This is a genomic window from uncultured Bradyrhizobium sp. (genome assembly GCF_947648125.1).
Classification (GTDB): Bacteria; Pseudomonadota; Alphaproteobacteria; order Rhizobiales; family Xanthobacteraceae; genus Bradyrhizobium.
On record NZ_CANSMR010000008.1, the window covers coordinates 60,079 to 74,418 of the forward strand.

Sequence of the window (14,340 nt, forward strand, 5' to 3'; positions counted from 1 at the left end):
GCGCAGCGGCGCGCGACGCGCTACAAGCGCTTGCCAAGAAGCCGTCAAGAAACAGGAAGTCTGCCGATGATTTCGCTTGCCGATCTCCAACGCCGCATCGCCTCCGGCGAATTGTCCGCCGATGCCGCTATCATGCAAACGCAGGACGCCATCGCGGCGCAGGACAAGACCATCGGTGCGTTCGTCCGCCATGACGCGACGGCGCGCGCGCAGGATGCCGGGCCGCTGCGCGGCATTGCGATCGGCATCAAGGACATCATCGATACCGCCGGTTTCCCGACCGAGATGGGGGCTGCGATCTATCGCGGCCATCAACCGCGCGCCGATGCGCCGGTCGTGATGGCGCTGAAGCAGGCCGGCGCCACCATCATCGGCAAGACCACGACGACTGCGTTCGCGGCGAATGATCCGACCGCGACGCTCAATCCGCACAATCACGCGCACACGCCGGGCGGATCGTCGTCGGGCTCGGCGGCCGCGGTCGCCGCCGGAATGATCCCGCTGGCGCTGGGCACCCAGACCGGCGGATCGGTGATCCGGCCGGCCTCGTTCTGCGGCGTCGCCGCGATCAAGCCGAGCTACCGGCTGCTGCCGACCGTCGGGGTGAAGTGTTTTTCGTGGACGCTGGATACGGTGGGGCTGTTCGGCGCCGGCGTGCGCGACATTGCGCTGGGATTGGCTGCGATGATCAGGCGCCCTGAGCTTGTCGTGCCGTCGGAGCTCGCTGTGCCGCGCATCGGCGTCGTGACGCAGGCCTTCGCCGGCGCACCCGAGCCATCCGGCGCGGAGGCGTTGCAGAAAGCCGCGCGGGCGGCGGAGCAGGCGGGCGCGACCGTGCGCGAGCTCGCGATGCCCGAGATCATCGCCGAGGCGTGGCGGATCCATCCGGTGGTGCAGGAGTTCGAGGCGCACCAGTCGTTCGCCTGGGAGTACGGGCAGAACTACGATGCGACGCCGCCGCTGCTGCGCGGCCGGCTCGACGAGAGCAAGGGCGGCACACCCGCCGAGTACGACGCGGCGATGGACGTCACGCTGCGGGCGCGGCAGGCGCTCGCCGCGATTTTTGGCGAGGTCGATGTGCTGCTGACGCTGTCGGCGCCGGGTGCCGCGCCGAACGGCTTGGCCTCGACCGGCGATCCCCGCTACAACCGGCTCTGGACGCTGATGGGCGTGCCCTGCGTCAACGTGCCGACGCCGATCGCCGAGGGTGGACTGCCGGTCGGCGTGACCGTGATCGCGGGTTTTGGCGGCGATGCAAAGGCGCTGGCGGCGGCGAGCTTTGTCGAGGATGCGCTGAGGAAATAGCCTCCAGTCATTCCCCGGTGCGCAATTGCGCACCTGAGGGCGCGACGTAGTCGCGAACCCAGAATCCATTTCACAGCGAAACATGCGGCTCGATGGATTCCGGGTTCTCGCTGCGCGACCCCGGAATGACGAAGGATTACTTCTTCTCGCCGATCTTGCCTTCGGTGCCGGCCTGCAGGCGCTTGATGTTCTCGCGGTGCATGTAGAACAACAGCAGCGTCAGCACGGCGAACAGCGAGGCGAGCGCGTTGTGGCCGAACCACCACAGGAACAGCGGCGTCACGAACGCGGCGACGAGCGCCGACAGCGACGAGTAGCGCGTGGTGGTGGCGGTGCCGATCCAGATCACGGCGAAGATCAGCGCCGCCGGCCAGAACAGGCCGAGCAGCACGCCGATATAGGTCGCGACGCCCTTGCCGCCGCGGAATCTGAGCCAGACCGGGAAGAGGTGGCCGAGGAATGCGCCGAGCGCCGCCAGCATCGCCGCGTTGGGGCCGTCGATCGAGCCCGCGATAATGACGGCGACCGTGCCCTTGAGCATGTCGCCGATCAGCGTCGCCGCGGCGAGACCCTTGTGGCCGGTGCGCAGCACGTTGGTGGCCCCGATATTGCCCGAGCCGATGGTGCGCAGATCCTGGGTGCCGGCGAGCCTGGTAAGGATCATGCCGAACGGGATCGAGCCCAGCAGATAGCCGATCAGGAAGGCGGCCAGCAGCAACGCGTCAGCAGACATCGCGGTGGCTCCTCGGACGGTCGGTTCGGTCCATTTTGGACAATCCCGTCAATGAAATATTAACCATCAATCCGCACCATGGCCTTGGAAATGAGGGACCTTATCATGGCTTCTGTTCGCAGGCGGCTGGAGCAGGTTTTCTTTGTCGTTTACGTCGCGGCCATCGTCGTCGGAACGACGATGGAGGCAATGTCGCAACTCGCGGCGCGCTGAGTTCCACCCCAGTTTTTTAGACGTGTTCGTACACCGTCCGTCCGCCGACGATCGTCCGGGTCACACGGCCCGAGAAGCGGGCGTCGTCGAACGGCGTATTCTTGCACAGCGATTTGAGGTCGTCGCGGTCGAGCACCCAAGGGGTGTCGGCGTCGATCACGATCACGTCGGCGGGGGACCCGGCACGCAGCGTGCCGCCGGGCAGGCCGAGCAGTTCCGCTGGCCGCGTCGACATCGCCCGGATCAGCGTCTTGAATTCCATCTCGCCATTGTGGATCAGCCGTAGCGCCGCCGGCAGCATGGTTTGCAGGCCGACCGCGCCGCTCGCCGCTTCCGCGAACGGCAGCCGCTTGACCTCGACGTCCTGCGGATTGTGATCGCTCATCACGACGTCGATCAGCCCGGAGGCGAGCGCCGCGACCAGCGCCTTGCGGTCTTCCTCGGTGCGCAACGGCGGCGCCAGCTTGAGGAAGGTGCGGTACGGGCCGATGTCGTTCTCGTTCAGCGTCACGTGGTTGATCGAGACCGAGGCCGAGACATTGTGGCCGCTCTCGCGGGCACGCTTGAGGATTTCCAGTGACTCGATCGAGGTCAGCGACGCCGCGTGATAGCGGCCGCCGGTCAGCCCCGCGAGCCGCATGTCGCGCTCGAGCATGATCGACTCGGCGGCAGTCGGAATTCCGGCAAGCCCGAGCCGCGTGGCGAATTCGCCCTCGTTCATCACGCCTTCGCCGACCAGATGCGGGTCTTCGGTGTGATGCACGATCAGCGCGTCGAAATCGCGAGCGTAGGTCAGCGCGCGCCGCATCACCTGGGCGTTGGTGACGCTGCGGTCGCCATCGGTGAAGGCGACGGCGCCGGCGGCCTTCAACAGGCCGATCTCGGTCATCTCCTGGCCCTGCATGCCCTTGGTCAGCGCCGCCATCGGGTAGATGTTGACGATCGCGGTGTCGCGGGCGCGGCGCAGCACGAAGTCGACGGTCGCCGAATTGTCGATGACCGGCGAGGTGTCGGGCTGGCAGATGATGGTGGTGATGCCGCCGGCGGCGGCGGCCTGGCTGGCGGACGCAAAGGTCTCGCGGTGGCTGGCACCGGGTTCACCGACGAAGGCGCGCATGTCGATCAGGCCGGGGGCCACAATCTTGCCGGCGCAATTGACGATGTCGGTGCCTTCGGGGACGCCGGCGGCGCCGATACCGCGCTTGGCGTCACGGATCACGCCTTCGGCGATCAGGACGTCGCCCGGACCGTCGAAGTCGCGGGACGGATCGATGACGCGGGCGTTGGCGAGCAGGATGGGGCGGCGGTCTGTCAGCATGGCGTCACGCGTTCGGCAGGTTGCGGGCGAGCGCTTCGAGCACTGCCATGCGCACCGCCACACCCATTTCGACTTGTTCTCGTATCAGCGATTGCGCGCCGTCGGCGACGAAGGTGTCGATCTCGACCCCGCGGTTCATCGGGCCCGGATGCATCACCAGCGCATCCGGCTTGGCGTATGCGAGCTTCTTTTGATCGAGACCGAAATAGTGGAAGTACTCCTGGCTCGACGGCACGAAGGAACCGTTCATGCGCTCGCGCTGCAGCCGCAGCATCATCACGATGTCGGCGCCGTTCAGCCCCTCGCGCATGTCGCGCGCGACCTCGACGCCCATCCGCTCGATGCCGCGCGGCAGCAGCGTGGAGGGCCCCACCACGCGGACGCGGGCGCCCATCGTGTTGAGCAGGAAGATGTTGGAACGCGCCACGCGCGAATGCAGCACGTCGCCGCAGATCGCGATCGTCAGCCCCTCGATCCGGCCCTTGTTGCGCCGGATCGTCAGCGCATCGAGCAGCGCCTGGGTCGGGTGCTCGTGGGCGCCGTCGCCGGCGTTGATCACGGAACCGTCGACCTTGCGCGCCAGCAGCTCGACCGCGCCGGAGGCGTGGTGGCGCACCACCAGGATATCGGGGTGCATCGCGTTCAGCGTTACCGCGGTGTCCATCAGGGTCTCGCCCTTGCGGGTCGACATCGATGACACCGACATGTTCATGACGTCGGCGCCCAGGCGTTTTCCGGCGATCTCGAACGAGGACTGGGTCCGGGTCGAAGCCTCGAAGAACAGATTGACCTGGGTGCGGCCGCGCAGACTGGCGCGTTTCTTGTCGACCTGGCGGTTGAGCTCGACATACTCCTCGGAGAGGTCGAGCAGGCCCGTGATGTCGTCAGCGGAAAGGCCCTCGATGCCCAGCAGATGCCGGTGACCGAGGACAAAAGTCGATTTCAGTGATGGGGTCATTAAAGCGAGAGCTATAGGCGCGGATGGCCGGTGGGGCAAGCGCGAAGAGGGCCCGGAGGAGTTTTCCCCGAGTAAGATGGAGCTGGGTTTCTCCGCGGTCATGCCCGGGCTAAAGCGCGAAGCGCGTCTTCGCGCTAGATGTGGCCGGCTATCCACGCCTTGCCTTTGCGGGCTTTTCCGGAACAAGACGTGGGCGACCGGGCCCGGGCGGAGCATAGGCGAGGCGGAGCCTTGAAAGGCCACGTAGGCAGGACAGCGGAGCAAGAACTCGTGAAAATTGCCGTGATCGCATTGCTGGCCGTCAAGTTGATCTCGGGGTCGATCTCGTCTGCCTTCGCGCAGGGCCTGCCCGGCGGCTTCGCGTTCCTGCGCGACATCGATCCGACCATCATCCAGGACATCCGCTACGCGACCTCCAACAATTTCATGGGGCGGCCGATCGCGGGCTATGGCGCGGCGGAATGCGTGGTGAAGCGGGAGGTGGGGCTGCGGCTCAAGGCGGTGCAGCAGGAACTGGCGCGGCAAAGCCTGTCGCTGAAAATGTTCGATTGCTACCGGCCGGCCCGCGCGGTTGCCGACATGGTGGCGTGGTCGCGGAACGGCAAGGAGACCGCCGCCGAGCGGCGCTACAATCCGGCGTTCTCGAAGGTGGACCTGTTCCGCCTCGGCTATATCGCCACCCATTCCGGTCATTCGACCGGTGCCGCGGTCGATCTCACGCTGGTCGATCTGACCGCGGACAATTCGCGCAAGTTCGACCCGGCCAGGGACTATGCCGACTGCACTGCGCCGGTTGCCGCGCGCGCCCCGGAGGGCAGCGTCGACATGGGCACCGGTTATGACTGCTCTGATGCGAAAGGCCACACCGCTTCCGGCTCGATCACGCCGACGCAGAAGCGGTGGCGGACGAGGCTGGTCGCCGCGATGGCCGGGCAGGGATTTGTGAACTATTCGAAGGAATGGTGGCACTTTTCGCTGCCGGGGGCGGGCGGACCGGCCTATGATTTCCCGATCGCGTCGCACCGCAATTGATTTCTGACAGGTTCGAGACATGCCCATGACGCAGGCTCCGTTCGCCACCCACGATGTCTTCAACCAGTCGCCGCCCTTTTGGGATGTCGACCTGTTCACGGCGGACGCGCCGCTCGTCGCGGCCGTCGCCGCCAATGGCGGGGCGGCGGCCACAGCAGAGCTGTCGGATTTCGGCAAGCACTGGGGATCGGCCGTCATGGCCGAGCGCGGCCGCATCGCCAACGAGAACACACCGAAACTGCGAACCTTCGATGCCAGGGGCAATCGCCGCGACGAGGTCGAGTTTCATCCGGCCTATCACGAGCTGATGGCGCACTCGGCCCATGCCGGCGTGCACAACTCGACCTGGACCGCCGACGGCAAGCCGGCCGGCGGGGCGGCCGAGGTGGTGCGCGCGGCAAGGTTCTATATCGCGTCCCAGATCGAGACCGGTCATCTCTGCCCGATCACGATGACGCGCGCCTCGGTCGCGGCGCTGGCCTCGCAGCCGGACATTCTGGCGAAGACGATGCCGGTCATCGCCACGCGCGCCTACGACCCGAGCTTTGCGCCATGGTGGACCAAGCGCGGCATGACGCTCGGCATGGGCATGACGGAGAAGCAGGGCGGCACCGATGTGCGCGCCAACATGACGCGCGCCGAGCGCGACGGCGACGCCTGGCGCATCACCGGGCACAAATGGTTCATGTCGGCGCCGATGTGCGACGCCTTCCTGGTGCTGGCGCAGGCCGAGCAGGGGCTGAGCTGCTTCTTCATGCCGCGCTTTGCGCCCGACGGCACGGTCAATGCGATCCACTTCCAGCGCCTGAAGGACAAGCTCGGCAACCGCTCCAACGCGTCGTCGGAGGTCGAATTCCACGGCGCCCATGCCGAGCTGATCGGGGAAGAGGGCAAGGGCATCCGCACTATCATCCAGATGGTGCAGCTGACGCGGCAGGATTGCGCGATCGCGTCCGCCGGGCTGATGCGCTCGGGGTTGGCGCACGCGCTCAATCACGCGCGGCATCGCAGCGTGTTCCAGAAGCATCTTGCCGACCAGCCGCTGATGCAGGCGGTGCTGTCGGACATGGCGCTGCATGTCGAGGCGTCGATCGCGCTGGTGATGCGGCTCTGCCGCGCCTTCGATCGCGCGCCTGCCGATACGGGCGAGGCCGCCTATATGCGGCTGCTGACGCCGGCGATCAAATACTGGACCTGCAAGAGCGCGCCGGGCTTCCTCTACGAGGCGATGGAGTGCCTCGGCGGCAATGGCTATGTCGAGGAGGGCATTCTGGCGCGGCACTACCGGGAGTCGCCGGTCAACGCGATCTGGGAAGGCTCCGGCAACGTGATGTGCCTCGACGTGCTCCGCGCGCTCGGCCGCGAGGCCGACGCTGCGCTCGCCGTGCTGCGTGGGCTCGCCGACGAGACCAGGGGCCTGCCGGGCGCCGCTGAGGCGGTGACGTCGATCGGGCAATCCTTCCGGCGGCCGGACAGCGAGCGCATCGCACGGCTTGCGGTCGAGAAGCTGGCGCTCTTGGCCGCAACCGCGGCGCTCAACCAGGTCTCGCCCAGGAACGCAGAATTATTCGCGGCGACCCGGCTTGCCGAACGCCACGCGGGCATGTACGGCGCGGTGGACCTCTCCGATGCCGATCAGCGCGCGCTGCTGGCGCGGGCGCTGCCATGACCACATTCACCACCGTCATGCCCGGCCTTGTGCCGGGCATCCATGTCTTTGCTTCGGCGGAGCAAGAAAAGACGTGGATGGCCGGGACAAGCCCGGCCATGACGAATTGATAGAGCCGAGGTTCGCTGATGGATTCTCTCACGCCGCACGACGCGACTGCCACTATCGAACCGCCGCCACGCCCGCCGCGGGCCTGGAAGTTCTGGGGCACCGCGCTGTGGGGCCTTGTGATCTTCGTGGCCATGTTTCTCGGCCAGGTTGCGGTCATCGTCTACCGCATCATCGCACAGGGCGGCGCGCTGTCGGCGGCCGGCATCACCCATGTGGTCGCCGACGGTTTGACGATCTCGCTCTCGGTCCTCGCCGGCCTGCCGATGGTGCTGCTGGCGCTGTGGTTCGCGATCCGCCGCACCGGGATCCCGTTTGCCGATTATCTCGGGTTGCGCGGAACGTCGTGGAAGAACGTGATCATCGGCGTCGTCGCGCTCGTCGTGCTGGTCGGCGCCTGGGACATGGTGTCCCGCGCCGCCGGCCGCGAGGTGACGCCGGGCTTCATGGGCGACGTGCTGAAATCGGCACAAGAGCACAGCGCGCTGTGGCTTCTGGTGATCGCCTTCGCCGTGGCCGCGCCGCTCTGGGAAGAACTGTTCGCGCGCGGCTGGCTCTATCGCGGCTGGTCGGAATCCAGGCTCGGCCCCTATGGCGCGATCCTGTTGTCGTCGATCGTCTGGACCTTCATGCACCTGCAGTACGACTGGTTCTTCCTCTGTGAGGTGCTGTCGATCGGGTTCCTGTTCGGCTATTTGCGCTTCCGCACCGGCTCGACCTGGCTGACCATTCTGCTGCACGGGCTGAACAATTTTGCGGCGACACTCCAGACATGGTGGCTGGCGAGCTGAGGCGGCCTGTAGGCCGCTGAATTATGTGAGAGAGGCTTTGACAAGCCTGGCTCAAGGCTCGACATGTGTCTAACGGTTCAGGCGCGAACGAGCCGGAAGCCGAGATTGAGTGGAGGCTTGCCGACAGCGCAACCGCCGGTCCGCGGGTCACGTATGAAGTCGGACATGTACGTCCGGTGGCGCCCCTCGACGACGCGGACGCCGCAATTGGCAATCGCAGTCTCCGCGCCAGTCGCACGAGATGCGTGGTGAACGTAGCAGGTGTCGGTCCACTCCCAAACGTTTCCGGCGAAATCGAATATGCCATTCTCGTTGGCCCCGAAGCCGCCAATCGCTCGCGGAGCAGCGTCAAATGGGGCGCCACGATCGATCTCGAACTCGTATAGTTGCAGCATGCGCCGGCCAGGATCGACCGCACCATCGGGAAATTCGTCGACGCTAAATCGGCTGCCGGCAGCGAAGGCCCACTCCTCGTCGGTGGGCAGGCGATAGGCCGCACCGAGTTGCCGCGATAGCCAGGCCGCATAGGCAGTGGCGTCCTGCCAATTGACCTTGACGACCGGCTGGTCGGACGAGTCGTGCGGTATGCGCAGGCAACCGCGATCACGCACGCAACGTTCGTAGTCGGCCACCGTCACTTGATGGATCATGATCGTGAGTGTTCGGTCCAACTGGGCGATGCGCAAGGGTGCGCTCAGCGGCCTGCCGTCACGGGTGAATTCACCGGCAAGTCGGTAAGAGAATGGACGGGGTTGCAACGCCACCACGGCCGGCGCTTCGATCACGGCGCCCAGCTGGCTGGCGAGTGGCGGCGCAAGCGTGGAGGCCAACACGATTGCAACCGCCGCGAAGTACCGTGGCTCGAAACTCAGCCGCGCGACATGGCAGGCGTCAAAAGCATCGCCCGACACTTGCCGGCGGCACACCGCTTCGTCAGTGGTCATATTGCGCCGTCGTCCTTGGCACGGCGCGCACCTGCGTGCCGATCGCTTCCGGCGGTTCCACCTGCGTCATCAGATCATCGTTCCATGGACCCTCGACCTTGAATTGGGCGGTGGCGCCGAGTTCGACGGCCTCGATCAGATTATGAGTGAGGTAGGCATAAATCCCGGGCTGTCGGAAAGTGTAGAGCGCCGCACCGGCCGATCCGCCGCGGATAAACCAGGTCTCCAGGTCGGTTTCCGGAGGATTGGAGAATTTGCCGGTTTCCCAAACATAGTCGCCATGGCCGCCGATCATGTGTGGACGGGAATCCCGATTGGCCTCGGAATGTACGATCAGCACCGTCTCGCCAACCCTGGCCGTCAGCGCGTTCTTGCCGGTGAGTGCTCCGACCCTGCCGTTGAACACGACGTGGGTAGGAACGAGTTTGCGCATGACCTCCATGGTGTCCGCGTATCCGTCGGCGGCCGACGCGTACGACTTGAACTTGCCCTTTTCGTCACGAGGAACGTAGAAGTCGTTCTCTCCGACATAGTAGACGCGGTCGTAGTGCAGCGGATTGCCGTTGCGATCGGTAAGGCCCTTGCGCGGCAGTACCATGACCACGCCGCTCATGCCTGACACGACGTGCCACGGGATCATGTCGCCACCGGGCGCGCAATGGTAGATGAAGACGCCAGTGCGCGTGGCCTTGAAGCGCAATACTGTCTGCTCGCCGGGATTGACGAGCGTCAGCGCGCCGCCGCCGAGCGCGCCGGTTGCCGCATGGAAGTCGACGTTGTGCGCGAAGGAATTCGTGCCGGGATTGATCAGCGTGACTTCGACATAGTCACCTTCGTGCACGACCATCATCGGACCGGGGACCGAGCCGTTGAAAGTCATTGCGTGTATGGAAGTCCCCTGGTCGTCAAGCGTCAGCCGCTTCTCCTCGACCGTGAGTGAGAACTCCACGATCTTCGGGCCCTTACTGGTCGACTGTTCGTGCGGATGCACGAAGGGCGGGGCCATCGGCGCAATCCGTTCGCGAGGCAGATCAAGTTCGTCCGCCATGGCGGCTGCACTAGAACAAAGCGTTGGGAGGAGGGCGCCGAGAAGCACGACTGATCGTCGGCTCATGGACCCGTTTTCAGTGAACGCCGATTTTTCGGTGATCATTTCGTCTGTCCTTGACACTCTGCGGCCGCGGCGAAGCCAATGGCTGGTTGAATCGCGTGGATGGGATAAACCGAAGAGAAATATGTTCAAGAACATACGGGATATGTTGAGCAACATCGCGTGATGGTCTGAGGAACTCTGTTTCGCGTCGAAACCCTGCTTGGTGATCGAGACGATATCGGGTTGAATTCACTGCAATCGCGCCAAATCAGCTTTGGTCATCCGATGTCTCGCGCGGATCAATGGACATGGGGATAGTTGGCAGCGCCGGAGCATGATCCGGAAATGGCTGTTTTTCCGAAAAGGTCGTGCTCGGTCAAAGACCTGAAGCGCGATCACTCAATTCAATCATCGCGCTTTGACGGCCGGTGTCGCGCCGGTCAGGCATTGCCTCGGACCTCATCAGACGTCGACCGCGGCCACTGCCCAAGGGAGAGTGCGATGCCCGTTGCTGCGTCGCGTAGTTCGTTCGCGAGCACGCGATCCTCGATCGAGCGCGCCAACACCATTCCGCCGACGCACAGCGTGGCGATGGCGTGAGCCCGATATCGAGCCATCTGGCCATCGCGCCCCAACGCTTGTTCGAAAACGTCGATCATCACCTTGAGCACCGTTTCGAATGCTTGTCGGACGCGTTCGTCCTTGCGCAGGAAATCGGTCGGAAACGCAATGAGGGGACAAGCCCCGTCAATGTCCTCAAAATGCTCGAGCGAAAGATAATCACGGATAAACTGCGCGGCGTTATCGACGGCACGCGGATGGACGCTGACTCCATCGCTGTCCAGCAATTGCTTTTCGTTCAGGATATCGATGACCGCTTCCGCGTACAGATCGCCCTTGCTCTTGAAATAGCTATAAAAGCTTCCGCGCGTGAGCCCGGCACCGCCCATCACGTCGTCGATCGACACCGCGTCAAAGCCGCGGCGATTGAAAAGCCTTCGAGCGCTCCGAACGATCTTCTCTTTGGTCAGATGACGATGATCAGCGGGATATGACATGAAGGGGTCCTTGAGCTGACTACATGCCGCACCTCAATCATATCCGAGCAACCTGTCAGGAAAACTGACTTTTCTGACAGAAATTAAACCGGGCCTGGAATCCTCGCGTGAATAACGTCCTTGTCATTTTTGTCGAAGCGCCGGAGGTCTTGCGTCGAAGCCGACATGCATCCACAGCGGCTTCGACATTGCTCCTTAAGGGCAACGCCGGCAATTTTGAGGACATGTGCCTAAGGTCCAATCGCGGCAATCACGACGGCATTGTGACGCGGCCAGGTTCGTTTGCAGCGCAATGATCTCGGCGAGCAGCGGTACGTCACCATCCATTGGAAGGTCGACGAAGGGGATGCCAGCGCCCCGTCCGAGTGCTATGATCCAGATCAATGAACGAGCGCGGGGCTGGACCGAAACCAGGCAGCGGCGGCTGCCGTCGTGCGAGCTTTTCTCATGGCTCCGTTGATCCGAACGCTGCTGGCCAGCGTCATCGCGCTGGCGTCTCTCGGCGCCATCACGCAGCAGGTCCGCGACGAGGGCGTTACCGACACTGAAATCCGCATCGGCAATCTCATGCCGTATAGCGGCGCGCTGGAGATTTTCGGCCAGATCGGCAAGGCGGAAGCCGCCTATTTCGAGATGATCAACGAACGCGGCGGAATCAATGGCCGCAAGATCCGCTTCATGTCCTACGACGATCTGTCGGATGCGTCCAACGCCATGGACCTCACGCGCATTCTGGTCGAGACCGACAATGTGCTCTTGATGTTCGGTTCGTTCGGCGCGCCGGAAAATCTCGCCGTGCGAAAGTATCTCAACGAACGGCAGGTCCCCCAGCTGTTTGTCGCCTCCGGCGATCAGGATCTCAGCGAACCGTCGCTCTATCCGTGGACCATGGGCTGGCAGCCCTCGTACCGCGAGGAGGGGCGGATCTACGCCAATTACATCCAGGCTTTCTATCCCGGAAAGAAAATCGTGGCGCTTTGGGAGAATGACCAGTTCGGCCGCGAATTGTTCAAGGGATTGGTGCAAGGGCTGGGTGACGTCGCCCACAACATCAGGGTCGACATCGCCTATGATGCCGACGATCAGCATCTGGACGGCCACATATCGATTCTGAAGCAATCGGGGGCTGAGGTCTTTGTGTTTGCCGGGGTGCCGGAAAATGCCTCGAAGGTGATCCGCGCTGCGGCCGAACACGGCTGGCGACCGGTGTTCATCGTGAACCAGATGGCGTCATCGATCGAGACGGTGCTCAAGCCGGCCGGCACGGAGAATGCGACCGGGGTCGTCACCGCCGCCTTCCTGAAGGATGCGAGCGATCCAGCCTGGAGGGATGAGCAGGGCGCCTGGCGCAGCTTCCTGGACAAATACACGAAGGCCGGCGGCAAGGATGACGCTGCCGCAGTCTATGGCTATGCCGCCGCCGAAACGATGGTGCAGGTGCTGAAGCAATGCGGCAACGATCTGTCGCGCGAAAACGTCATGAAGCAGGCCGCGGCGCTGAGGGACTATCAGGCGTCCGCCTTGCTCCCGGGCATCAAGATCAACACCACGCAGTTCCGGCCGGTCGAGCAATTGCGGTTGCTTCAGTTTGATGGCCGCAGCTGGCAGCCGATCGGCGACGTGCTCGATACCGCGTTCACCGGTTCCAGCGGGAAATAGCGACGATCAGCGTTGCGAGCCGGGCCCGCGCAAGCGCAGGCCGCATGCTACGGTCCCACCGCGGCGATCAGGATCGGCATCGTGATCGCGGCCAAAATCGTCTGCAGCGTGATGATCTGGGCGAGCAGGGGGGCATCGCCGCCCATCTGGCGCGCCAGCACATAGGCCGACGGCGACGTCGGCACCGCGGCGCAGGCCGCGACGATGGCGAGATTGGCGCCGGTGACGCCGAACCACACCGCGAGCGCGACGGTCAGGACGGGCATTGCGACCAGCTTCAGGACCAACGCGACGCTGGCGGCGAGGCTGGGACGGAAGATGCCTTCCAGATGCAGTCCGGCGCCGGTCACCAGCAGGCCGATCGCCAGCGACGAGCCGCCGAGCGCGTCGGCGACGTCGTGCCAGATCTTCGGCAGCGGGACATGCATGACGTTGATGGCGAGCCCGATAACGCAGGCCCAGATCAGCGGGTTCTTCACGACCGTCATCACGATGGCGCCCGCGGACCGCTTTCCGGATGAGGCATATTTTGCCAGCACGGCGACGCTGAAGACGTTGACCAGCGGAATGATCGCGACCATCGCGACCGAGGCCAGCGCAAGTCCGACCTTGCCATAGAGATTGCCCGACACCGACAGCGCGACGTAGGTCTGCCAGCGGGTGGCGCCCTGGAAGATCGAGGAGAATGCGGGTCCGTCGACCCCGGCGCGGGCGAGCGGGCCGCGCAGCGCAAGGCACAACAGGCACATCACGAGCGCCGCGAGCAGTAGCGCGCCGCCGACGCCCGCGACCGGCACCTTGGTCAGATCGGCCTTGACCAGCGTCTGCACCAAGAGCACCGGGAACAGCACGTAGTAAGTGAGCTGCTCCAGCCCATGCCATTGGGTGTCCAGCCGCATCAGCGTGCGTCTCAGGATGAAGCCGAGCACGATCAGCAAAAACACCGGCAGCAGCGCCGCGATCACCACGGCCATCGTCAGCGGTCCCCGCGCAGCTTCGCGAGCCGGTCGAGGGCGCCCTGCAGGATGAAGATCGCGGCGTGCTCGTCGATCACCTCGGCGCGGCGGGCGCGGCTGACGTCCATGCCGATCAACTCGCGCTCGACCGCTGCGGTCGACAGCCGCTCGTCCCACAGCCCGATCGCAAGCGCGGTAAGGTTGGCGAAGTTGCGGGCGAAGGCCCGGGTCGATTGCGCGCGCGGGCCTTCGCTGCCGTCCATGTTGATCGGCAGGCCCAGCACGAAGCCTGCGGCATTACGCTCGGCCGCGATCGCGAGCAGCCGCGCCGCGTCGGCCTTGAACTGCTTGCGGTGGATGGTCTCGACGCCGGTCGCGAGCCGCCGGTCCGGATCGGAGACGGCAACGCCGATGGTCTTGGTGCCGAGGTCGAGGCCGACCAGCGCGCCGCGCTCATGCCAGTGCGGCGCGGCTTCGATCAGGGGAAGGATGGGGGCGGGCAT

13 protein-coding genes are annotated in these 14,340 nt (G+C 64.7%); 5 read left to right on the plus strand and 8 right to left on the minus strand.

Going from position 1 to position 14,340, the window contains the following annotated elements:
- Window positions 1-66: 66 nt before the first annotated feature.
- Window positions 67-1,305, plus strand: coding sequence for an amidase (locus Q0030_RS16520; protein WP_298368981.1), 1,239 nt, complete (start codon window positions 67-69; stop codon window positions 1,303-1,305).
- A gap of 136 nt (window positions 1,306-1,441) precedes the next feature.
- Here Q0030_RS16520 and plsY read toward each other — a convergent pair whose 3' ends face one another.
- The 3 genes from plsY to Q0030_RS16535 form a co-directional block, all read right to left on the minus strand.
- Entirely contained in the window at window positions 1,442-2,038 is a 597-nt protein-coding gene (gene plsY / locus Q0030_RS16525) for a glycerol-3-phosphate 1-O-acyltransferase PlsY (protein ID WP_207829979.1), read from the minus strand.
- Between the two features lie 229 nt (window positions 2,039-2,267).
- Entirely contained in the window at window positions 2,268-3,569 is a 1,302-nt protein-coding gene (locus Q0030_RS16530; protein WP_298368987.1) for a dihydroorotase, read from the minus strand.
- 4 nt (window positions 3,570-3,573) lie between these two features.
- Window positions 3,574-4,527 (minus strand): aspartate carbamoyltransferase catalytic subunit, encoded by a 954-nt coding sequence (locus tag Q0030_RS16535; protein ID WP_298368991.1) that lies wholly within the window; start codon window positions 4,525-4,527, stop codon window positions 3,574-3,576.
- Between the two features lie 276 nt (window positions 4,528-4,803).
- Between Q0030_RS16535 and Q0030_RS16540 the strand changes: the two genes are divergently transcribed.
- From Q0030_RS16540 to Q0030_RS16550, 3 genes are all read left to right on the plus strand, one after another.
- Entirely contained in the window at window positions 4,804-5,559 is a 756-nt protein-coding gene (locus Q0030_RS16540) for a M15 family metallopeptidase (protein ID WP_298369537.1), read from the plus strand.
- Window positions 5,560-5,584: 25 nt separating this feature from the next.
- Complete coding sequence (locus tag Q0030_RS16545; protein WP_298368993.1) at window positions 5,585-7,228, plus strand: acyl-CoA dehydrogenase family protein; 1,644 nt, start codon at window positions 5,585-5,587, stop codon at window positions 7,226-7,228.
- A gap of 128 nt (window positions 7,229-7,356) precedes the next feature.
- The gene (locus Q0030_RS16550; protein ID WP_298368996.1) at window positions 7,357-8,127 is read left to right on the plus strand and encodes a CPBP family intramembrane glutamic endopeptidase; all 771 of its coding nucleotides are present in this window, start codon (window positions 7,357-7,359) and stop codon (window positions 8,125-8,127) included.
- A 77-nt stretch (window positions 8,128-8,204) separates the two neighbouring features.
- Here Q0030_RS16550 and Q0030_RS16555 read toward each other — a convergent pair whose 3' ends face one another.
- The 3 genes from Q0030_RS16555 to Q0030_RS16565 all read right to left on the minus strand — a co-directional run bounded on the left by Q0030_RS16555 (window position 8,205) and on the right by Q0030_RS16565 (window position 11,222).
- Window positions 8,205-9,071: an SUMF1/EgtB/PvdO family nonheme iron enzyme gene (locus Q0030_RS16555; protein WP_298368999.1), complete on the minus strand. Its 867-nt coding sequence runs from the start codon at window positions 9,069-9,071 to the stop codon at window positions 8,205-8,207.
- Window positions 9,061-10,185 carry a copper-containing nitrite reductase gene (gene nirK / locus Q0030_RS16560; RefSeq protein WP_298369540.1) on the minus strand — a complete coding sequence of 375 codons (1,125 nt, stop codon included), beginning with the start codon at window positions 10,183-10,185 and terminating at the stop codon, window positions 9,061-9,063. Before nirK ends, Q0030_RS16555 begins: the two co-directional genes overlap by 11 nt.
- Window positions 10,186-10,604: 419 nt before the next feature.
- Window positions 10,605-11,222, minus strand: coding sequence for a TetR/AcrR family transcriptional regulator (locus tag Q0030_RS16565; protein WP_298369002.1), 618 nt, complete (start codon window positions 11,220-11,222; stop codon window positions 10,605-10,607).
- 447 nt (window positions 11,223-11,669) lie between these two features.
- Between Q0030_RS16565 and Q0030_RS16570 the strand changes: the two genes are divergently transcribed.
- Entirely contained in the window at window positions 11,670-12,881 is a 1,212-nt protein-coding gene (locus Q0030_RS16570) for an ABC transporter substrate-binding protein (protein ID WP_298369004.1), read from the plus strand.
- 47 nt (window positions 12,882-12,928) lie between these two features.
- On the opposite strand, the gene Q0030_RS16575 is transcribed toward Q0030_RS16570, so the two are convergent.
- A complete protein-coding gene (locus Q0030_RS16575; protein ID WP_298369007.1) occupies window positions 12,929-13,855 on the minus strand; it encodes an AEC family transporter in 927 nt (308 codons plus the stop codon).
- Between the two features lie 2 nt (window positions 13,856-13,857).
- A complete protein-coding gene (gene ruvX, locus Q0030_RS16580) occupies window positions 13,858-14,340 on the minus strand; it encodes a Holliday junction resolvase RuvX (protein ID WP_298369010.1) in 483 nt (160 codons plus the stop codon).